This window comes from Flavobacterium sp. PS2 (assembly GCF_046250155.1).
Lineage (GTDB): Bacteria > Bacteroidota > Bacteroidia > Flavobacteriales > Flavobacteriaceae > Flavobacterium.
This window is the reverse complement of record NZ_CP176426.1, coordinates 201,847-223,199: the sequence shown is the minus strand read 5'-3', so window position 1 is coordinate 223,199 and position 21,353 is coordinate 201,847. Positions and strand designations below refer to the sequence as shown.

The 21,353-nt window shown below is 33.6% G+C and carries 24 protein-coding genes; 11 read left to right on the top strand and 13 right to left on the bottom strand.

Annotated features, from left to right (window positions below; genetic code table 11):
• Window positions 1–44 precede the first annotated feature (44 nt).
• The 7 genes from ACJ6WR_RS00920 (at window position 45) to ACJ6WR_RS00890 (ending at window position 7,421) form a co-directional block, all read left to right on the top strand.
• Entirely contained in the window at window positions 45–386 is a 342-nt protein-coding gene (locus ACJ6WR_RS00920) for a DUF2853 family protein (RefSeq protein ID WP_039114238.1), read from the top strand.
• 137 nt (window positions 387–523) lie between these two features.
• Window positions 524–1,378: a S1 RNA-binding domain-containing protein gene (locus ACJ6WR_RS00915; protein WP_035625111.1), complete on the top strand. Its 855-nt coding sequence runs from the start codon at window positions 524–526 to the stop codon at window positions 1,376–1,378.
• 958 nt (window positions 1,379–2,336) lie between these two features.
• Window positions 2,337–3,170 carry a 1,4-dihydroxy-2-naphthoyl-CoA synthase gene (locus ACJ6WR_RS00910; RefSeq protein ID WP_035681238.1) on the top strand — a complete coding sequence of 278 codons (834 nt, stop codon included), beginning with the start codon at window positions 2,337–2,339 and terminating at the stop codon, window positions 3,168–3,170.
• A gap of 80 nt (window positions 3,171–3,250) precedes the next feature.
• Window positions 3,251–4,213, top strand: coding sequence for a 1,4-dihydroxy-2-naphthoate octaprenyltransferase (gene menA / locus ACJ6WR_RS00905; protein ID WP_039114236.1), 963 nt, complete (start codon window positions 3,251–3,253; stop codon window positions 4,211–4,213).
• Between the two features lie 27 nt (window positions 4,214–4,240).
• Complete coding sequence (locus tag ACJ6WR_RS00900; protein WP_409416793.1) at window positions 4,241–4,918, top strand: metal-dependent hydrolase; 678 nt, start codon at window positions 4,241–4,243, stop codon at window positions 4,916–4,918.
• 154 nt (window positions 4,919–5,072) lie between these two features.
• Window positions 5,073–6,275: a tetratricopeptide repeat protein gene (locus ACJ6WR_RS00895; RefSeq protein ID WP_409416792.1), complete on the top strand. Its 1,203-nt coding sequence runs from the start codon at window positions 5,073–5,075 to the stop codon at window positions 6,273–6,275.
• Window positions 6,276–6,377: 102 nt separating this feature from the next.
• Window positions 6,378–7,421, top strand: a complete 1,044-nt coding sequence (locus ACJ6WR_RS00890; RefSeq protein WP_409416791.1) for an o-succinylbenzoate synthase — start codon at window positions 6,378–6,380, stop codon at window positions 7,419–7,421.
• A 129-nt stretch (window positions 7,422–7,550) separates the two neighbouring features.
• On the opposite strand, the gene ACJ6WR_RS00885 is transcribed toward ACJ6WR_RS00890, so the two are convergent.
• Both ACJ6WR_RS00885 and ACJ6WR_RS00880 read right to left on the bottom strand, forming a co-directional pair.
• Window positions 7,551–8,108, bottom strand: coding sequence for a hypothetical protein (locus ACJ6WR_RS00885; protein WP_409416790.1), 558 nt, complete (start codon window positions 8,106–8,108; stop codon window positions 7,551–7,553).
• A gap of 21 nt (window positions 8,109–8,129) precedes the next feature.
• Window positions 8,130–9,050, bottom strand: coding sequence for an OmpA family protein (locus tag ACJ6WR_RS00880; RefSeq protein ID WP_039120079.1), 921 nt, complete (start codon window positions 9,048–9,050; stop codon window positions 8,130–8,132).
• Window positions 9,051–9,274: 224 nt separating this feature from the next.
• Between ACJ6WR_RS00880 and ACJ6WR_RS00875 the strand changes: the two genes are divergently transcribed.
• Both ACJ6WR_RS00875 and ACJ6WR_RS00870 read left to right on the top strand, forming a co-directional pair.
• Window positions 9,275–9,751, top strand: coding sequence for a CYTH domain-containing protein (locus tag ACJ6WR_RS00875; RefSeq protein ID WP_409417913.1), 477 nt, complete (start codon window positions 9,275–9,277; stop codon window positions 9,749–9,751).
• Between the two features lie 5 nt (window positions 9,752–9,756).
• Window positions 9,757–10,728, top strand: a complete 972-nt coding sequence (locus ACJ6WR_RS00870) for a YpdA family putative bacillithiol disulfide reductase (RefSeq protein WP_409416789.1) — start codon at window positions 9,757–9,759, stop codon at window positions 10,726–10,728.
• A 201-nt stretch (window positions 10,729–10,929) separates the two neighbouring features.
• Here the strand turns inward: ACJ6WR_RS00870 and ACJ6WR_RS00865 are convergent, their stop codons facing one another.
• Both ACJ6WR_RS00865 and msrA read right to left on the bottom strand, forming a co-directional pair.
• Entirely contained in the window at window positions 10,930–12,501 is a 1,572-nt protein-coding gene (locus ACJ6WR_RS00865) for a protein adenylyltransferase SelO (protein WP_409416788.1), read from the bottom strand.
• A 35-nt stretch (window positions 12,502–12,536) separates the two neighbouring features.
• The gene (msrA, locus tag ACJ6WR_RS00860; RefSeq protein WP_409416787.1) at window positions 12,537–13,067 is read right to left on the bottom strand and encodes a peptide-methionine (S)-S-oxide reductase MsrA; all 531 of its coding nucleotides are present in this window, start codon (window positions 13,065–13,067) and stop codon (window positions 12,537–12,539) included.
• A gap of 221 nt (window positions 13,068–13,288) precedes the next feature.
• On the opposite strand from msrA, the gene ACJ6WR_RS00855 reads away from it, so the two are divergent.
• Complete coding sequence (locus ACJ6WR_RS00855) at window positions 13,289–14,776, top strand: aminotransferase class V-fold PLP-dependent enzyme (RefSeq protein WP_409416786.1); 1,488 nt, start codon at window positions 13,289–13,291, stop codon at window positions 14,774–14,776.
• A gap of 223 nt (window positions 14,777–14,999) precedes the next feature.
• Here ACJ6WR_RS00855 and ACJ6WR_RS00850 read toward each other — a convergent pair whose 3' ends face one another.
• From ACJ6WR_RS00850 to ACJ6WR_RS00825, 6 genes are all read right to left on the bottom strand, one after another.
• Window positions 15,000–15,449 (bottom strand): DinB family protein, encoded by a 450-nt coding sequence (locus ACJ6WR_RS00850; protein WP_409416785.1) that lies wholly within the window; start codon window positions 15,447–15,449, stop codon window positions 15,000–15,002.
• On the bottom strand, window positions 15,449–15,919 hold the full coding sequence (locus ACJ6WR_RS00845; RefSeq protein ID WP_086894496.1) for a nuclear transport factor 2 family protein: 471 nt from the start codon (window positions 15,917–15,919) through the stop codon (window positions 15,449–15,451). Before ACJ6WR_RS00845 ends, ACJ6WR_RS00850 begins: the two co-directional genes overlap by 1 nt.
• Window positions 15,920–15,979: 60 nt before the next feature.
• Entirely contained in the window at window positions 15,980–16,588 is a 609-nt protein-coding gene (locus ACJ6WR_RS00840; protein WP_242667436.1) for a hypothetical protein, read from the bottom strand.
• An 11-nt stretch (window positions 16,589–16,599) separates the two neighbouring features.
• Window positions 16,600–17,076, bottom strand: coding sequence for a hypothetical protein (locus tag ACJ6WR_RS00835; RefSeq protein ID WP_039114224.1), 477 nt, complete (start codon window positions 17,074–17,076; stop codon window positions 16,600–16,602).
• A gap of 6 nt (window positions 17,077–17,082) precedes the next feature.
• Complete coding sequence (locus ACJ6WR_RS00830) at window positions 17,083–17,760, bottom strand: peptidoglycan DD-metalloendopeptidase family protein (RefSeq protein ID WP_409416784.1); 678 nt, start codon at window positions 17,758–17,760, stop codon at window positions 17,083–17,085.
• 239 nt (window positions 17,761–17,999) lie between these two features.
• Entirely contained in the window at window positions 18,000–18,665 is a 666-nt protein-coding gene (locus tag ACJ6WR_RS00825; RefSeq protein ID WP_039120090.1) for a spermidine synthase, read from the bottom strand.
• Window positions 18,666–18,727: 62 nt separating this feature from the next.
• Between ACJ6WR_RS00825 and ACJ6WR_RS00820 the strand changes: the two genes are divergently transcribed.
• Window positions 18,728–19,279, top strand: a complete 552-nt coding sequence (locus ACJ6WR_RS00820) for a 1-acyl-sn-glycerol-3-phosphate acyltransferase (RefSeq protein WP_409416783.1) — start codon at window positions 18,728–18,730, stop codon at window positions 19,277–19,279.
• 96 nt (window positions 19,280–19,375) lie between these two features.
• On the opposite strand, the gene ACJ6WR_RS00815 is transcribed toward ACJ6WR_RS00820, so the two are convergent.
• From ACJ6WR_RS00815 to ACJ6WR_RS00805, 3 genes are all read right to left on the bottom strand, one after another.
• Window positions 19,376–19,978 (bottom strand): PAS domain-containing protein, encoded by a 603-nt coding sequence (locus ACJ6WR_RS00815; protein ID WP_039114220.1) that lies wholly within the window; start codon window positions 19,976–19,978, stop codon window positions 19,376–19,378.
• A 73-nt stretch (window positions 19,979–20,051) separates the two neighbouring features.
• Window positions 20,052–20,396, bottom strand: a complete 345-nt coding sequence (locus tag ACJ6WR_RS00810) for a hypothetical protein (protein ID WP_409416782.1) — start codon at window positions 20,394–20,396, stop codon at window positions 20,052–20,054.
• 73 nt (window positions 20,397–20,469) lie between these two features.
• Window positions 20,470–21,327, bottom strand: a complete 858-nt coding sequence (locus tag ACJ6WR_RS00805; protein ID WP_039114307.1) for a hypothetical protein — start codon at window positions 21,325–21,327, stop codon at window positions 20,470–20,472.
• Window positions 21,328–21,353: the final 26 nt, after the last annotated feature.

Below are 21,353 nucleotides of genomic sequence, written 5' to 3'. Positions count from 1 at the left end.
TTGAGAATATAAACTAGTATTAATCAAATATTAAAATTTTATTTATGAGCGCAAGAGACGAATTAATTGTAAAGTATGCTGCTGACTTAAAAGATAAATGCGGCGTAACTCCGAATATGGATTTATTGACAAAAGTAACCATCGGTTGTGGGCCGTCAATATATAACGCAGATGCAGCTACAGTTGCAGGAACTCAAAAATCGGAATTAGATACTGTAAAGAATAATTTTTTAATCAAAAAATTAGGCTTGCCAGATGGTCCCGCTTTAGATGCAGGAATTGATGCAGTATTAGAAAAATACGGGCGCTCAAACAAACATAAATACAGAGCAGTAGTATACTACTTATTAACGCTACACTTTAAAAAAGAAAGTGTTTATAAATAGTATTTAAACTTCCAAATATAGAAAGCGCCTTAATGGCGCTTTTTTTAATAGAATAATTTTTATGCTTCTCATTTTCAAACTTCGTACCTTTGCGACTTAGAAACTTGCTTAAATAGCAATACAGAACTTTAAAGAAGATGATTGAAATAGGAAAATACAACACCCTAACTATATTACGTGATACCAAAGTAGGATTATTTTTGGGTAACCCCGAGAAAGATCCAGAAGGAATCCACGACATACTATTACCAAACAAATATGTTCCAAATGAATTTGAAATAGGCGAAGAACTTATCGTTTTTGTTTATTTAGATCACGAAGAACGTCCAGTTGCAACAACCCTAGAACCATATATTTTGTTGAACGAGTTTGCTCTTTTACGAGTAAATTACATTAACCAGATAGGTGCTTTTATGGATTGGGGAATGGAAAAAGACATTCTTGTTCCGTTTAAAGAACAAGCGCGCCCTATGGAAAAAGGAAAGCGTTATTTGGTTTATTTATACATGGACGAAAAAACCAATCGTTTGGTAGCTTCAAGTAAAACAAACCAATTCTTAAGTAATGATAACCTAACGGTAGAAAAAGGCGAAGAAGTAGATTTAATCGTTTCGCATATTACCGAGATAGGAATCAATGTAATTATTAATGAAAAGCATAAAGGATTATTATACAAAGATGAGGTTTATGATGATGCCATTCGTACAGGAGACCGTATGCGAGGATATATCAAGAACATACGTCCTGATAATAAAATAGATGTTTCATTACAAGTGCAGGGATACCAAAGTATCGAACCAAATGCCGAGAAAATAATGGACGAATTAAGAGCAAGTCGTGGTTTTTTAAGACTTACAGATAACTCACATCCAGAAGACATTAAAACGGTGCTTAAAATGAGTAAGAAAACATTTAAGAAAGCGATTGGAGCTCTATATAGAGAGAAACTAATCGAGATAAAAGAAGATGGTATTTACTTGGTAAAAGAGTAATACTAAGTTAGGATCAACGCTAAACGTTGTAGAAAAACTTAAAAATATACTCACTAATTATTTTTTACCGCAGAGAGCGCAAAGATTTTTATCTAAGAATACCTTATAAAGTACAGAGTTCGCAAAGCTAAATCGATACAAAGCTTTGCGAACTTTGTCTTTTATTAAAGTTAAGAGTAAAAAAACTTAGCGTTCTCTGCGGTAATTTTTGTGTATCGCTATTTCAGGACTAGAGATTACAATAACAAAAAAGGCTAATCATTACGATTAGCCTTTTTCTTTTTATTCTAGTTTTATAAAAAAATTGTAATTAAAAAAAAACAAAAATAAAAATAAATCTACTTTCATCACGAAAAGTGAATAGAACCACACAATATGTAATACTGTACTTAATCTTGTTGCGTGTGACTTACTACTTCTTCAGATGGGTTTGTCTTGAATGGGATAACAATTTCTTACATGCTGAAATTGATTTCACGGCAGAACCTTTGGTTTATTTTTAATATTTTTAAAGATGATTAAACAATAATAAGTACCCATTTATAGAGTAGTTTAATATATCTTTCTTGTTAACCGTAGGTGTTACTATCTCTTTTTTGCAATTTCGACAAATGCTAATCTCATTTGCTCTTTGTCTAAAGGTTTTAAATTTAAAACCATAGAAAAATGAGCGACAAATTTTTTAAATTTTCTCAAAAAATCATTTTTTAGGTTAATAAATCAGTGAAAGAAAATCAATCTTAAATGTGTACGAAAAATAATGTATCACATTGATTAATAGAAAGTAAAGATAAAAATAAAAAATAGAATACACTATAAAATGATTGCCGTTTTTAATTGAAAAACAATATTTAACATTTGATCAAAATTTTTTTAGAATAGACTTCATGATGATTGTATAGTCTAAAGTGTAAAAAATGATTTATTTTTACACTATAATTAATTAAAAATACATCTAATGGATTGGATTACTGCCAGAGAATTTGAAGATATAACCTATAAAAAATGTAATGGAGTTGCAAGAATAGCATTTAACAGACCTAATGTACGCAACGCTTTCCGCCCAAAAACTACATCCGAATTATACCAGGCATTTTACGATGCACAAGAAGATACCTCGATAGGAGTAGTTTTATTATCTGCCGAAGGACCTTCGACCAAAGACGGAGTATATTCTTTTTGTAGTGGTGGAGACCAAAACGCAAGAGGACATCAAGGATATGTTGGAGAAGATGGACAACATCGTTTAAATATTCTAGAAGTACAACGATTAATTCGTTTTATGCCAAAAGTTGTCATAGCCGTAGTTCCAGGTTGGGCAGTAGGTGGCGGACATAGTTTACATGTAGTTTGCGATATGACATTAGCGAGTAAAGAACACGCTATTTTTAAGCAAACAGATGCCGATGTAACTAGTTTTGATGGCGGATATGGATCAGCTTATCTAGCCAAAATGGTAGGACAGAAAAAAGCACGTGAAATTTTCTTCTTAGGGCGCAATTATTCAGCTCAGGAAGCAATGGATATGGGAATGGTAAACGCCGTTATTCCTCATGATGAACTAGAAGACACTGCTTACGAATGGGCGCAAGAGATATTACAAAAATCGCCTACATCTATAAAAATGCTAAAATTTGCTATGAACCTTACAGATGATGGTATGGTAGGGCAACAGGTTTTTGCTGGAGAAGCAACCCGTTTAGCGTATATGACCGAAGAAGCCAAAGAAGGAAGAAATGCCTTTTTGGAAAAAAGAAAGCCTAATTTTGGCGAAAATAAATGGTTGCCATAAAAAGAGTTTAAAGTTTAAGGTTTCAAGTTCAGGAACCTTAAACTTTAAACCTTAAATTTTAAATTAAATAAAACATAAGAATGAAACATTGGATTGAAGCCGCTAGATTAAGAACATTACCCTTATCAGTTTCTGGGATTATCGTCGGTAGTATGTATGCTTTGGCAAATCCCACAGAAAACGTTTATACGCCTACAGAAGTTTTTAATTGGAAAATTTTTGGTTTTGCACTTTTAACAACGCTAGGATTGCAGGTATTATCCAATTTTGCCAACGATTATGGTGATGGAGTAAAAGGAACCGATAACGAAGACAGAATAGGACCAAAACGTGCTATACAAAGCGGAGTAATAACGCCACAAGCCATGAAAAAGGCTATAATCATTACTTCGTTGTTAACTTTATTATCGGCAGTTACATTGATTTATTTTGCCTTTGGCGAGACAAATTTTGTGTATTCAATCTTTTTCTTACTATTAGGGATTGCGGCAATTGTTTCGGCAATACGTTATACAGTAGGAAACTCAGCTTATGGATATAAAGGCTTTGGAGATATTTTTGTATTCGTATTCTTTGGTTTAGTAAGTACATTAGGCGTTAACTTTTTATACTCAAAAGAAATAGATCCACTTTTAATCCTGCCAGCAGTAGCCATAGGATTATTAAGCGTAGGAGTTTTAAACCTAAACAACATGCGTGACGAAGCCTCAGATAGAAAATCGGGCAAAAACACAATTGTAGTAAAAATGGGTGGACAAGCTGCCAAAAAGTACCATTACTTCTTAATCATAACAGCAATGATTTCGGTAGTTGCATTTGCTATTTTAAGCGATTATAACTTTGATCAATACTTGTTTTTATTGGCTTACATACCATTAACCAAACATTTAATTGTTGTTTATAAAAACCAAGAACCTAAATTACTAGACCCAGAATTAAAAAGAGTAGCACTTAGTACATTTTTGCTTTCAGTATTATTGACTTTGTGCATGATATCATTAATTTCAGACATTATTGTAAACCTCTTCTTAGGAGGAAGATAATTTATTAAACTTTAAAATTGTATCAATATGAAAATTACATTTTACGGTCATGCATCATTAGGAATCGAAGTAGGAGGAAAGCACATTCTGGTAGATCCTTTTATCTCAGGTAATCCATTGGCATCACATATCGATATTAACACATTAAAAGCCGATTATATTTTGCTAACGCATGCGCATGGAGATCATATTCTAGATGCCGAAGCAATTGCAAAACGTACCGAAGCAGTAATCGTATCTAATGCCGAAATTGCGAGTTATTTTGCCCAAAGAGAGCTAAAAGCACATCCAATGAATCACGGAGGAAGCTGGCAATTTGACTTCGGAAAAGTAAAATATGTAAATGCTATACATTCAAGTTCATTTCCCGATGGTAGCTACGGAGGGAATCCAGGAGGATTTGTAATCGAAGGCGAACACAAAAATATCTATATCGCAGGAGATACAGCACTTACGATGGATATGAAGTTAATCCCGATGCGTACTAAGCTAGATTTAGCGATCTTACCAATAGGAAACAACTTTACAATGGATGTAGAAGATGCCATTATAGCATCAGATTTTATCGAATGTGATAAAATTCTAGGGTATCATTATGATACCTTCGGGTATATCAAAATCAATCATGACGAAGCAATACGTAAGTTTTTTGATAAAGGAAAAGACCTAATGCTTATAGAAATTGGAGAATCTATTGAATTGTAAATAGCGTTATTCTAAAAGAAATTGAAGAATTAGGAGCTATCCCGATAGCTATCGGGACCCGCCATACGCTTTATCTTTTCCTGTCCGCCGCGGCGGACAGGAAAAGGATATCGCTGCTGTCAGGGCTAAAAAACACACACATCCAGTCAAGAAAATGAAATCTAAAAAACTGATTTTAGTACTTTTATTAAGTTCGTTTTATTCAGCTTTTGCACAAAAAGAAGGATATTGGGACAAAGAACGATCCACTACAAAAGAAATAATCGTTTCAGCCCGCGACAGAATCATCATTCCAACCGAAGATTTACCATTAGGAACCACCGAAGTGATATATAGGATCACTCTGTTGGACGAAAACCAACAATTGGCAAGCAGCTTAGTCTCGGTATTAAAATCGATTCCAGACCCATCAGGAATTAGTCAGGGATCAGCCGGAGCAGTATTCCTAATGTCAAAAATATCAGGAGATGATAAGTGTAAATATGCCTTGTTTACCGATCAGGCAATTGCTAAAAGTTATGTACAAACGGGAAAAACCGATAAAGCCTGTTATGCACAAGAAGAACCAGTAAGCAAAGACGCAAAACGATTATCATTAGATAAAACCAGCTGTTTGCAACCAAATGTAAATACAATTTGGTTTGGATTCGAAAGCAAGAATTGGCTTTTAAAACAAAAAATAGTGCTAGAAGTAGTGCCGTGGGTTGATGTAAAGCTAAGCCGTGGTTGGAATCAGGAGAATAAAAAAGAAATTATCAGCCAATGTAAGACCTCAAATCTGGCACAGAAAATGGCAAGTTCTGATGAATTTTGCGTTTGTATCCTCGAAAAAATCGAAAAGCAATACCGTTACACAGAGTTTGATAAACTATTGGCAATGGAAAAAATCAAAGCCTATAAAGATTATGGTAATACCTGTTATAACGATACCAGTATCTCTAAAAACATTTATAGCGATTTAAGAAATCAGGCTTCTAAATTAATTAAAAGTCAGAAATATGGTGAAGCGATAACATTGTTAAACACTGTAATTGCTGACAAAAAGGCTACAGCACTAGATTATAGCGCTATTGGATATTGTTATATAATAACCAAGCAATACGAGAAAGCGATTAAGTTTTTAAAAGAAGGAGAAAAACTAGATGAAACAGAGTTGCAATTAAAACTTAACCTAGCCCATGCTTATTTGGTAAGCGACGATTATAAAGACGCCAAAGCCATTTATAAAAAATACCAAACACAAAACGTTACTGATAGTTTAAGCTGGATTCAAAAAGTAAAACTTGATTTTGCAGCTTTTAAGAAAGCAAATTTACCTTCAGCAAACTTCGATAGAGTTTTAGACCTTTTTAATTAATAATTAATCCTATAAGTGATGCAAGCAAATATAAATTGTATTTTCTAAATGCTTTATTATATGAACTTATATCACTTATATGTTTAAAAAAAGTAAATCACATTGAAAGCCACTTACCACAAATATATTCTCAATTTTAAGCGCCCATCGGGAACTTCCAGAGGCGTAATGAACGAAAAAGAAACTTGGTTCATTATTATTGAAGAAAATAATAAGAAAGGAATAGGCGAGTGCGGAATCCTCAGAGGACTAAGCGCAGACGACCGAGATGACTACGAAGAGAAATTGCAATGGTGTTGCGATAACGTCCATCTAGGTGAAACAGCCCTTTGGGAAGCCTTATTAGAGTTCCCTTCGATACAATTTGGTGTAGAAATGGCTTTCCGTTCATTACATAGTAAAACGCCCTTTTTGCTATTCCCTTCACCTTTTACCACAGGACAGAAATCTATCGCAATAAATGGTTTGGTCTGGATGGGAGAACCGGAGTTTATGAAGCAACAAATAGAGGAGAAGCTAGCCACGGGTTTTCGTTGTATAAAACTCAAAATTGGTGCTATCGATTTTGATAAAGAACTGGAGTTATTAGGTTTTATCCGCAGTCATTTTAGCCCAGAAGAGATAGAAATAAGAGTAGATGCCAATGGAGCTTTTAGTTTAGATACCGCATTACATAAGCTAATTCAGCTTAATGCATATAAGTTGCATAGTATCGAGCAACCTATAAAACAGCACAATATTCAGACTATGGCTAATTTATGCCAGACAACGCCTTTTCCTATAGCATTAGATGAAGAGTTGATAGGCGTGTTTACATTGCAGGAAAAAGAAGCATTACTACAAAACATAAAACCACAATACATTATCTTAAAACCAAGCTTTATAGGAGGTTTTAGAGGAACGCAGGAATGGATTACGTTGGCAGAGAAATATAATATCGGTTGGTGGATAACATCAGCCTTAGAAAGTAATATTGGTCTTAATGCAATCGCACAATGGACTTTTTTGCAAAATAATATGATGCCACAAGGTTTAGGAACAGGAGCATTGTATACGAATAATTTTGATTGCCCGCTAGAAGTTACCCAAGGGCAATTATGGTATAACCCAGATTTAAACTGGGAAATAGATATTGATAAGTTTTAATCTAGAAGAAAAGGACAACGCTTTTATCTTTGTCAAAGTTGACAAAGATTTTCACCAATAGGTTGTCTTTAAAATTAGAAATAAAAAAAACTGGCATAAAGCCAGTTTTTCAATTTTAGTGAATAAAAATTATTCTTTTCCGCCATCTAAGACATCTTGCCATTCTTTTAATTCTTTCCATTTTCCTTCATAAGCCAACTTAGCTTGTCTTGCCCAGGTTCCAGGATTATGAATCGCATAGTTTTCACCAGCGTTATCTAGAATAGTTTGAGATTTTTCTGTTGGTGTTTCCGATAAAGCCAACCAGGTTTTGATTCCAGCCTGATGATACAGCTCTTCAATTTTAGGACCAATTCCTTCAATTATCTTCAAATCATCTTTCTTTATTTTTTTGCCAAATACAGTTGCTGCCAATGCAGCATCAAAAGTAATTTCTGGAATTGTAGTTTTACCCACAAATGATTGTGCAGATGCCGAAGCATTATTTAACTTAGCTGCTAAATCTGCTTCAAGCGAAGAGATTTTTGCATTTAAGTTCTTAGTATTAGCTCTGCAAGCGTCTAAATCAGCTTGTAAAGAAAGCAAATCAGAATCGTTTCCTTTTGAAGCCATTTTTCCTATCAAGTAACCTAAAATTCCACAGATTAACCCAACTAAAGCTGGTATTAAGATACAAGGTATATTCATAATATTATTTTTTTGGATTAATTATTTTATTGTAACTACAGTTCTACGATTATTTGCTTTACCGTCGGCGGTTGTATTATCTCCTACAGGTTCATCTGGACCTTTTGATTGAGTTTCGATTTTACTACCATCAATGCCATTTTTAGACAAATAGTTTTTAGTAAAGTCAGCACGTTTTTGGCTTAACACAACATTCGATTCACGGTTTCCAACATTATCAGAATGTCCAACAACCAATAATGCGCCATCATTTACATGAAGAATGTAATACGAAATGTCTTTAATTTTTTGACGATCGGCAGCATTTAGATTATTATTGGATTTATTGGTATTAAAATGAAGAACCAAAGGATCAGCATTTATTTTGGTTTTTAAAGCAGCAAAATCTTCACCATCAGTTTTTGTTGCAACCGAATCAGTCGAAGTATTAATTTCGAAAGAAACTGGACCTAATAGCGTATCTCCACTTGTTTTCCAGCTATCGATTATTTCGCCATTAGTGTTAAACTTTCCAGCTGATAGCCCTTTTGATACAAAATAATTTTTAACATCATTTGCCCTTGCAATACCAAGATTAGGGTACGTTGTGGTGTTCTTTTCATCGGTAGTCGCATATCCAGTTATGGTAACCTTTTGCTCTGGATTGGCATCTAAGAAAGTTTTCAGTTTTTCAATACCAATATTAACAGAGTCTTTAACTGGCATAATCACCGAAGCACTATTCTTCAGGAACTTCAGATTGTCGCTACTGCGGTAGTCAATACCGGTACCATTAATTACAAAAGGAACAATCTCCGTGACCGTTTCTTTAATAACAACTACTTTTTCGATATCGTCTGCGGGTTCTTTCGTACAGCAATTGCAGCAAAATTTCAGATACAGGAATGTACCTAAGATAATTGTGACTACAATGCCTAAGAGATAAAGTGTTTTTTTAGACATAATTTTTATGAGTTAAAATTCTCTCAAATTTAACAAAAAAATAAATGCAAAACGTTACTAATCAGTTATTTTAATATTATTGTTAAAAATAACCTCTTTTTATGTTTAAGAATTTACTTACTTTTTAAAATTAACAATTAATTTGAATAATTGTAAGGAGAAAATCTTAATTCGCCAATTAATTAAAATGAGTAACTTGCTAACTGAATTTAGTTATGGATATGATGGTCGAAATAGAAAGAAAGTTTTTAGTTAAAACAACCGATTTTAAAGAGCAGGCTTTCGCCAAAAATCGAATTGCTCAGGGATATTTAAGCTCCGAACCAGAGCGAACAGTACGTATACGTATAAAAGGCACGAAAGGGTTTATTACTATAAAAGGAATAGGAAGTGATAGTGGAATGTCACGATTTGAGTGGGAAAATGAAATTCCGCTGGACGAAGCACAAGAATTATTGAAATTGTGTGAGAAAGGTAAAATAGAGAAAACACGATTCGAAATAAAGTCAGGAAGCCATGTTTTTGAGGTTGATGAGTTTTATGGAGAAAATGAAGGATTGATAATTGCCGAAATCGAGCTTGAATCAGAAACAGACACGTTTGATAAGCCTGATTGGTTAGGAGAAGAAGTAACCAGTGATCCAAGATATTATAATTCTTATTTAAGCAAGCATCCGTTCTCAGAATGGAATAAAGAATAATGTTTATGACAATTGAAGCATATGATTTGATTATAGTAGGAGGAGGACCAATAGGTTTGGCCTGCGCGATCGAAGCACAAAAGAAAAATTTAAAGTATTTAATTATAGAAAAAGGAGCAATTGTAAACAGTATTTTTAATTATCCGCTGTATATGACGTTTTTTTCTACAGCCGAAAGACTAGAAATAGGAGATATACCTTTTAATTGCCTGGCTCCCAAACCAGGCCGACAAGAAGCATTGGAGTATTATCGCAATATTCATCGTTATTTTGACTTCTCCATTCATTTATTCGAAAATGTGACCCAAGTTATCAAGCAAGAAAATTCGCTTTTTAAAATAACCACAAATAAGACATTGTATGAAGCCAAGAATGTAATTATCGCAACAGGCTTTTATGATATTCCGATTTATATGAATGTAAAAGGCGAGGAGTTGCCACAAGTGCGCCATTATTACAAAGAGGCACATGAATATGCTTTTAGGAATGTTCTTGTTGTAGGCGCAAATAATTCATCTGTAGATGCAGCCTTAGAATGTTGGCGAAAAGGAGCTAACGTTACAATGGTTATTCGCAAAAGCGAAATAAACAATCGAGTAAAATATTGGGTTAAACCAGATATCGAGAATAGAATAGCCGAAGGAAGTATAAAAGCTTATTTTGAATCGAATATTACTGAAATCAGAGAGAATGAAGTTGAAATTGATACTCCAAACGGAAAAGTAACTATCGAAAATGATTTTGTTTTGGCACTTACTGGTTATAAGCCAGATTTAACGTTTCTGGAAAAAATGGGAATTCAATTATCTGATGATGAAAGAAAAGTACCAACATACAATCCTGAGACAATGGAAACCAATGTTGTAGGATTGTTTTTGGCAGGTGTTGTGTGTGGCGGAATGGAAACTCATAAATGGTTTATTGAGAATTCCCGTGTTCATGCCAATATGATTCTAGATTGTATTACTTCAAAATAGAAAAAGATTGCCATGATCCGAGCGCAATGTTATTAAGTTAAGCTTTTTGGGCTATAATTTTACTCGCAAAGCCGCAAAAGCGCAAAGTTTACACATTCTTTCTTTGCGTTTTTGCGACTTTGCGGGAGATTTAATTTGACAAAGCATTATAAATATTCCCTTTATTTAATGAAATTGCGCTCGGATCGTGACAAAAAATAGCTAAGAACTACAAGAAAGCATAGAACAGCCTACTTTGTCTCTTGCCCAATCTGGACGTTTGGCAAACCATTTTTCGTATTCTGGTTGTTCATCGTAAGGATTTTTAAGTAATAAATGTAATTCCTCTATTAGAGAATAATCACCTTCATCGGCAGCATCAATACTTAGTTGAGCCATATAGTTACGCAAGACATATTTAGGATTTACTTTGTTTTGGCTTGCAGCACGTTCTTCGTCGGATGTTTTTTCGGTATTTAAACGCGTTAAATACACCGAGAACCATTCTAGCCAAGTATTTAAAATAGTACCTTTAATTTCTTCTGGTTTATAAAAAGCATCCTGAATGCAAGCAAATGCCTCTTCTGCAGATTGTTCTTTTTTAATTTTATTTAAATTTCTAAAAAAGATAGTCATATCTGTTTCAGATAATTGCAAGTTGGTTTCTAGATCTAAGATGATTTTATCATCAATTTCTTTTGATGTAGAAATTCCTAATTTGCTTAGCATCATTTCTTTATATTCTTCATCAAATGAATCAGAGAATGATTCTAATATACTCTCTAAACCTTCAGCTTCATTGATTAATGGGTATAATGCATTTGCTAATTGAAATAAATTCCATTTAGCAACATTAGCCTGATTACCAAAACGGTATCTTTTATGTTGATTATCGGTAGTATTTGGTGTCCAATTCGGATCATAATCTTCTAACCAACCATAAGGTCCAAAATCTATTGTTAAGCCGTGAATCGACATATTATCGGTATTCATGACCCCATGTACAAAACCTACACGTTGCCAATCCAGAATCATCTTACGGGTTTTATCAGCTACAGCTTTAAAAAACTGGATATAAGACTTCTTAGGATCTTCCTCGGTTATCTCAGGATAATAATACTTGATGGTATAATCAGTAAGAGATTTAAGATTTTTAAGTTCATTACGTGCCGTTAGCATTTCGAAACTTCCAAAACGAATAAATGACGGTGCTACACGACATACAATTGCCCCTTTTTCGTAAGCAGGATTGCCATCATATAGTTTATCACGCAATACTTCGTCACCAGATAACATTAAAGAAAGGGAACGAGTGGTAGGAACTCCTAAATAAAACATGGCTTCGCTACATAAATGTTCTCGTATAGAGGAACGTAAAACTGCTAAACCATCGGCAGTTCTCGAATAAGGTGTTTTTCCTGCTCCTTTAAGCTGTAAAGTATAAAACTGGTCATTGTGTTCAACCTCGGTTAAATTAATCGCTCTACCGTCTCCTAATTGTCCCGCCCAATTCCCGAATTGATGTCCTGCATAACACATGGCGTATGGATGCGTGGTTGGTAAAACTTCTTTACCTGAAAAAACATTCAGAAATGATTCCGATTGAATGTCTTTTGGCGAAAGCCCAATTAATTCAGCCACAGCTTCAGAAGCGTGAATTAGCTTAGGTTCAGCAGGAATTCGTGGGTTAACATAAGAGAAACAAGTATTTAAAACCTGCCTTATTTCGTTAGTACTTAGTGGATCTTCGGGTAGTTCGGCTGTAAACCGATTATGTATATTTAATTTTTTCATTTTATTTAATTTCAATAACAGTAATACGTGCTTGTTTATGCCAGTTTATCGGCATACATTTTTCTTAGTTTTTGCACTTTAGGGTCGATTACCATTCGGCAATAACCAGCTTCCTGATTATTGTTGTAATAATTTTGGTGATCTTCCTCAGCTTCATAAAACACTTCAAAAGGTTTTAATTCGGTTACGATTGGATCAGCATAAAGAGGTTTTACAGCTTCAAAAACCTGCTCTGCAATTGCTTTTTGTTCCTCATTATGGTATAAAATAATAGAGCGGTATTGTGTCCCTCTGTCAGCTCCTTGTTGGTTTAATGTCGTTGGGTCATGACTCGTCATAAAAATGGCAATTAAGTCATGGTATGAAATGATTTCTGGATCGAAAGTTACCTGAATAACTTCGGCATGACCTGTTCTCCCGGTACAAACCTCGCGATAAGCAGGGTTTTTGATATGACCATCGGCATAGCCCGATTTTATTGATATTATCCCCTTCAGGCGTTGAATAACTGCTTCGATACACCAGAAACAGCCCCCTCCAAAAGTAGCTATAGATAAGTTTTTCATAATATATAATTTAAATAATTATTGTTCTTTGTTGATAATGAGTAACATATTTTAAATAGATACTCAAATTTAATTCTAATTTGTTGGTTTTGCTAAAAAGAAACCTGTTTAAGAGGTGTTTATTTAAAAATAACAGAAATTGTAGTACAGTTTTCACTTAAGTATTAACAAATTCACAATTATATAAAAAATATATACCTTTGTCATCAAATCAGTTTATAATGAATATCAAAAACAATACCACGGCTTTAGAAGCTTATTTCCAAGATTTTCGTAAAAATATCATTGGAATCGACCAGGAATTTACCTCTCCTTATGGTAAAAAACAGATAATTTATACCGATTGGACTGCCAGCGGACGATTATATAGACCGATTGAAGAGAAAATTATGAACCAATTTGGACCTTTTGTCGCAAATACGCATACTGAGACCACTGTGTCAGGTACTGCCATGACAAAAGCGTACCATCATGCCAGAAATATCATTAAGCGTCACGTTAATGCCAATCAGGATGATATTTTAATTACTGATGGAACAGGAATGACTGGTGTTGTTAATAAATTTCAGCGTATTTTGGGTTTGAAAATCCCTGAAAATCTAAAGGATTTTACAACTATACCAGCTGATAAAAAACCAGTTGTTTTTATATCTCACATGGAGCACCACTCAAATCAAACGAGTTGGTTAGAAACTATTGCCGATGTCGAAATTATTCCTGCTTGCGAAAAAGGACTTTTTAGCCTTGAAAGCTTAGAAATTTTATTAGATAAATATAAAGACCGAGCTTACAAAATAGCTTCGATTACCTCTTGTTCTAACGTAACAGGGATAAAAACACCCTATTATGAAGCTGCTAAGTTAATGCACCAACATAATGGAGTTTGTTTTGTAGATTTTGCGTGTTCTGGACCGTATGTAAAAATAAATATGCACCCAGAAGATCCAGAAGCGTATTTGGATGCGATTTTCTTTTCTCCACACAAATTTTTAGGAGGACCTGGAACATCGGGAGTTTTAGTTTTTAATAAAAAGTTATATAAAAACATGATTCCGGATTGTCCTGGAGGAGGAACAGTAAGCTGGACAAATCCTTGGGGAGAGCATAAATATATCGATAATATCGAAGACCGTGAAGACGGCGGAACTCCTGGCTTTTTGCAAGTTATTAAAACTGCTTTGGCAATTGAGCTAAAAGAACAAATGGGAGTAGATAAGATGCTACAACGTGAGCATGAAATCGTAGATTATGTGTTTAATGAACTAAATGATATTCCGAATATTAAAATTCTTGCAGGACAACATCAGGAACGTTTAGGAGTAGTTTCGTTTTTTATCGAAGATTTACATTTTAACTTAGGTGTGAAAATATTAAATGACAGATTCGGAATCCAAACCAGAGGAGGCTGCAGTTGTGCAGGTACTTACGGACACTTTTTGTTACATGTTGACCAAGAAACGTCTAGTAAGCTGATTGATCAAATCACTATTGGAGATTTAATCCGTAAACCGGGATGGATAAGAATGTCAATACATCCTACAACAACGAATGATGAAATTGCTTTTGTTTGCGAAAGCATCAAAGAATTAGCCAAAAACCATAAAACATGGGCCTTGGATTACGAATACAATAAAGAAACCAATGAGTTTATACATGAAAATGTAACTTCATTCGAAGATGAATTAGTCGCAGGTTGGTTTGCATCATAAAACAAAAAATAGCTTCAATCGAAGCTATTTTTTTTTGATTTTTTTAACCATTAAGAGATTAAGGAAAATTAAGAATGCTATTAGAAGGCAAGTTGTGATTATTGAATCTCGTAAAGCCGCCAAGTCACAGTTTTTAAAGAATATTTTAAGAAATTTAAAATAACAGTAAAAGCTTAATTTTTCTTAATCTCTTAATGGTTTAAATTGTTGTCAGTCAACCATTTTACGCGTCTAATAATCGGCGGTGATAGTTTATTTGTCCTAAATGATAGGCGAGGTGAGTGGTGAGATGCGTTAGGATAAAATCGGTAGAGTTTTTACCTTCAAAAACAAATACAGGAAATTCATGTTCCAAATCTTCTTCTGATAAATTACTTAAAGCGGCATCAACAACACTAATTGTCTCTTCAATTTTAGCTATTAATTCTGCTTTTGGGATGTTTTTTAGAGAAAACTCTAATTCTCGATGTCTGATATAACCAGAATTACCCAATGCAGCGCCTATATAAGTGTTTAAATTACCAATTAAGTGTAAACATAGATTACCACCCGAATTTAGAATTTGTTCGCTTACAAGCCAGATTTTAGCTTCGTTTTGATAAGATTCTATTTCGAGTTTTAATTTATTAAGATCTCGGTTAAAAAGAGCTCTTAAGGTCTCGAGATGTGCCATTATTTCTTAGTTTGATAATTATGAAGTGATAATAAGGCTTGTTCTTGTATTTTTTTCTGAAAAAAACCTGTCCAGCCCAATAAGTATCCTGTAATACCAAATGCTTGTTTTGACCATTTCCAGACATCAAAGGTATCGGTATGTTTAATAATCAAACCATCTTGAAACTGAAATTCGGCAGAAATACTATTGATTACCCTTCTGTTTGTTTTGCTAAAGTTGTAAGTAGCAACCCAATGCGCTGAACCTACAAAATCATCGGCTTTTACATCCGAGAATTCTATTTTTATGTTTCCTTTGCTTTTTTTAAGTAGCATTTCCCACATTTTAGAAACCTGATTCTCTTTTAATAAACCAAAAGCAGGATCACGAAATTGTACTTTAGGATGGTAACATTCGCTCATTTTGGCTGCGTCGGCATTGGCAAATGCAGTATAAAATTTCGTAATTGTGGCTTCGTTTGCAGTCATTTTTAATCTAATTAGAATATAAATGTACAGAATTATTGACTATTTACTCCAAAAATAAGCTTATAAACCTTGAATTTCTGTTGCGGTATCAAAGCTTTTTTTAGTTTTGTCAAATTTGGTCGAAAAATAAGACTTCTTATTTACGGCAGTAAAATTACCAATTTGGCTACTAAACTTATTTGCAGTCCCTGTTATATTGAATCTAATAGATTGTATATCAGTTTTCTTTAGTTTATTCATTTCAATAGCCGAAAGATTGTAATAATTTGCCGTTTTATTTTCGGCAGCTTCAGTATTTTTTTTATCAATACATACAATAATCGTATTGTCTACTAAGTAAATATAGGCAACGCCTGTAATTTGTAATTTAGGATCTGTTGTGGCAACACTAAGTTTTAAGAGACCTCCCGTTTCTGTTTTTGCAATTTGCACATTGGCTTCGCCAGATAAAGCATAATTTTCGCAGATAAAATCCCAAGATTGGGTAGCTGGATATGTTTTTCCTTTAAAATTAAGCGACTCCTGAGCATTAACCAAAATGGATAAGAAAAAAAAGGGTAAAATCAGTAGTGTTTTATAATTCATATGTAGATAGTATTTGTTTTTTAAAGGAATATGGAATTCGCAGATCTTCATTGGTATTTGCGACCAATTTTCGGTAATGCTCATTTCATAAGGTTTTATTTTTCAATTAAATTTGACTCGAATGTTTCGTCCCAGTCCAACGATTTTATGGCAGAAATCAGATTGTCTTCGTTTACATAGACGCGAAGTTCTTTATTGGCTACTTTTTTTTCATATAAAGCTCTGTATCTGTAGATGGTTTCGTGTTTGGTTTTATAAACACCATCTAATTTAAGATCTTTAAATGCTCCGTACCATTGTCGGAATTTCTGGCATGTTTTTGTCAATCGCTCTTCTGTTGTATTTGCCATAACCGATGGCGTAACTTCAGTTTCGTTAAAAGGCTTAAATTTTGAGGTATTACAAGTCAATAAAACTCGTTTTCCTAAATCGTAGGCCTTTTTTTGTTGGCTATTATCTACTTCTGTAGGTAAAACTTTTGATATTTTTAAATCCTCTGTTTTGTTTCCTCCTGTTTTAGATTTGCAACCAATCAACAGAAGCAAACTTAGAATAAATAGTACTTTTTTCATCGTTCTTTATGTTATTTTTAATACTAAATTGGGATTTGGGCAGTTGTTAGCATAATAATCTGCGTCGATTTTACTGCAAACACCTGGATAATCGCCAAAATTATCTCCAATATTTTTTATAATCTGAAAGTGCAAGTGCGGTGCATAATCCCCATTTACATTTGATTCTCCTAAAGTGCCCAAAATTTGTTCTTGAATAAAAACATCTCCAACTTTAAGATTCTCTATACTTTCTAACGATAAATGCCCGTATAAAGTATAGAAAATATGATTTTCGATATCATGTTTCAGGATAATTGTAGGGCCATAATCACCCAAACCAATATTGTTTTTAAAACTATGCACTGTTCCGTTAAACGCTGCCAATACTGGAGTTGAGGCTTTTATCCATAAATCGACACCAATATGAATATTACGTTCTGGTGCATCAGAATTATTGAAATTTTCACTTCGTTTGTATAGATTACGTTCCTCTAAATATCCGCCAAAAGCAACTTTTGCATTGGCATGAGCTAATAAATTATCGATATAATTCTCAAAATCGGCAGCAGTTTGTAGCTTGTTGTTTGCTAAATCCTGATTTGTAATTGATAAATCCAAAGGCATATACTGAGCATAACCGATTGTTGCATCGATTACTTTTGCTGGAGCTAATTTTTTTAAAGTAGTTTCTAAATCAGGCATATATTTTACTTTTTTTAATATTCTATCTAATACTTTGTGGAAGGAACGCAGATTAAGCGGATTCGCTAAGGCGAAAACGCAGATTAAAAACGGATTTTTTTCGTACCGACGTTTTGGGATTAGTAAGGGATTGGGATTGTTTTTGAAAATCCGTTTTAAATCCGCGTCTTTACTTTTGTAAATCCGCTTAATCCGCGTTCCTCCGTAGACAATAAACAACTCGTTAAATAAATTTACCGCTAAGCTAGTTTTTCAATAATTATCAATTCATTGTGTTCTTCGATTCGAGGAAGCATTTTTACAGTATGTTGGTCATTGTTTATCTCCGAAATATATTTTTGGTTTCGCACATTATGCTTCTCATCCAGAATCATGGTATTGAAAAGTACAAAACCGCTATTTTTTAAAAGATCACAAACCCTATTACTGAAGAAACTTTCAAATAAAAAATTTGGCATCGTAGTATCCTCAAAAACATCAATTATTATAAGATCGTATTTTTTATTTGTTTTTAGTACAAATTCAAAAGCATCATCAATAATAACTTCGAGTTGTTTTATTTTATTTAGGTTAAAATATTTATTGGCAACCTGAATCATTTCGGGATCAATTTCGACACCGGTGATTTTGCCTTTGTATTTTATTTCATCGACCAGCGTTTTTATAACACTTCCTCCGGCAACACCAAGAAGTAAAATGTGTTTCATCGGAGTTATCTTTTCGAAACCAATATTTTTTAAACCATATCTTAGAATGCGTTGCAAACTTCCGTAAGAGTAATTGGTATTTTCGGAATCTAGGACTAATTCTCCGTTTGCCCAAGTAACTTCGATTGCTTTACTGCGGGCAGATTTTTTTTCAAATATTTTTATAGGAACCAGGTAACTGAATATTTTCTTAATCATTCGTATGCGTTTTTACCAAATTTAAGATTTAAATTATTTATTTTGCAGGTTAAAATAAAATAATGAAGAAACAATTATATAAATTCATCTTTCTGAAGTTGATGGGATGGAAAATTGTAGGGGTTGAAAATGCTGAGGTTAAAAAATGTGTATTAATGGTAATGCCACATACAAGTAACCATGATTTTTATTTAGGAATTTTTACCCGAGGTATTTCAGGATTAGAAATGAATTGGGTCGGAAAGAAGGAATTATTTAAATTTCCTTTTGGATATTATTTTAGAAGTGCAGGAGGAGAGCCGCTGGATCGTTCAGGAGGTTTGAACAAAGTCGATTCCATTGCAGCCATTTTTGATAGAAAAGAAACTTTTCGATTAGCAGTTGCTCCAGAAGGAACTCGTAAAAAAGTTTCAGAAATTAGAACAGGATTTTACTACATCGCTTTAAAAGCAAATGTGCCTATTGTGCCTGTAGCTTTTGATTGGGGTAAAAAAGAAGTTAATCTTGGGAAGCCTTTTTATCCGACAGGAAATTACGAAGAGGATATGGAAATTTTAAAACAACATTATAAAGGCGTAGTGGGGAAAATTCCAGAAAACGGATTTCAATTATAAAAAGATGCTCAGTGAGCTTTCTTTTGGATATAAAAAAAACACAATTTTCTTTAGTGGTATCGGAAATTGTGTTTTTTATTTAAACGAGGTGCTCGTTTATTTTTTTTTGACGTCTTTTTTCTCAAAAAAGCCTTTAAAAAAGCCCTTTTTTACTTTTTCTTTATCGTCTTTTCCAGTAGCTACAAGATGATCTACATATTCCATGTACGTCTTGTTGCGTTCCTCCAGAAAACCTATTAAATATTCTTCAGAGGCTTTAACTCCGCTAGCTTCCTCAATATGTATTAACTTTTTATACAAAGGCTCTATAAACTTTACTATAATGGCTTCAGGAACAGATTTTCTTGTTCCAAAGAATCCCGCAATTTCTCCATCTGAATCGGCAATTATTTTAAAATCGGTAATTACCCAATAGTATCTACCGGTTTTAGACATGTTTTTGATAATAGCATGTATGTTCTTGCTTGCTCTAATATTATCCCACAAGAATTTAAAAATTACTTTAGGCATATCGGGGTGTCGTATAACATTGTGAGGTTGCCCAATTAGTTCAAACTCATCATAACCCGACACGTCTATAAAGGCTTCATTTGCATATAAAATCGTTCCTTTTGTATCTGTTTTACTTAGCAGTACTTTAGTTTTGTTCCAATCAACTTCTCTATCAGATGGAGTCGGGCGAGTAGTTCTTGTTTCCATAAATTTTTATTTTAAGTTAATATATGAGTTGGTTTTTTTTATAAAAGGTGTGATATTTTTTATAAAGTAGTGCTTAGTTAAATTCTTTTTCTAAAGTTGCTAATAGGTCATTTATTTTCTGGAAAACCGTACCTAATTCATCTTCTAGCCAATCAGGTAGCGTATCATCATTTACCAATCTCAAATGTTGGATATCGGTTGCAATATGAATGATTTTCTTGTATTGAAAGTCCAGGTTTTTAACGGTTGCATTGGTGCTGTGTTCATTTAATAATTTTTCAACCTCTTTGCCAAAACCAGTTTCAGATACTACCATATCTCTTGGATTTAGCGCGATGTTGTTTTTTAAAAAATCATCAAAAGATTTTTTCCAGGTAATCAGTGTTTTATTTGCTGATTGAAAATCATATTCTGCCATAAAATAGAGGTTAAGGTTACTAATTGATTTGGGGGGAAATAACAAATACGCCTAAAATTTGGAAATAAAAAGTTTAATTCGCCATATGGTTTGCCGATTTACCGTGGATATCATTGACTAAGCCATCTATTTTTTTGGTATTTTCTTTAATCATTTCAAAATAACCAAGGAGTTTCTCATTGTCGGTTTGCCCTTTAGAAACTTCGATTAATGTGAGTACGGAGTGTACAGGTGATTTTAAATCTTGTGACGTTTTATAAATAAAACTATTAAATTCATTGTTTGCAGAGAGAGAACTATATTTTGCCGATGCCAATTTGATATTTTCCAATTCGTATTCATCAGAAATTTTAGAAATATGATTTTCACTATGTTCTTTAAAATAATAAGACCAATAGCCATTCATAAAAAATACAACAGCAGCAAGGACAACGTGAATGATAAAAGTTTCTATATCAAAATTAACTTGCGAAAAATATATTTGAGGACCATTAGCATCATTGTAAACAAAATTTTGCAAGTAAGCCAAAGCTCCATGATGAAGTACAACTAAAAGCGTAAGCGGAATTTGTAATTTCCAGTTCTGATAAATAATCAAAATCGTACTGGCGATGAATACTGTAAAATGCATTTCGAACAAACCATGCATTTGGTAAATATACTGCGCCATAAATATAGCCAGAACTACAGAGAGAACGTATTGGTAGAATTTAGATTTTTTGAGAAAAAATTTTGCAGAATAATAGGCGATGAGATTAAGTGCTCCAACACCGACTCCAATTTCCCATGTATCATATTTAAATGCCAAAGCTATTCCGAAGAGGAAATAGAACGCAAGAACATAGTTGATAATGGTATCAGATTTTTGTGTCATCGTAGACATAAAATTGTGCAGGTAATCTCGTTCATTCAAACTTGCTTTTGTTTTCATAGTAATTAGAAATTGGTTAGGGTTAG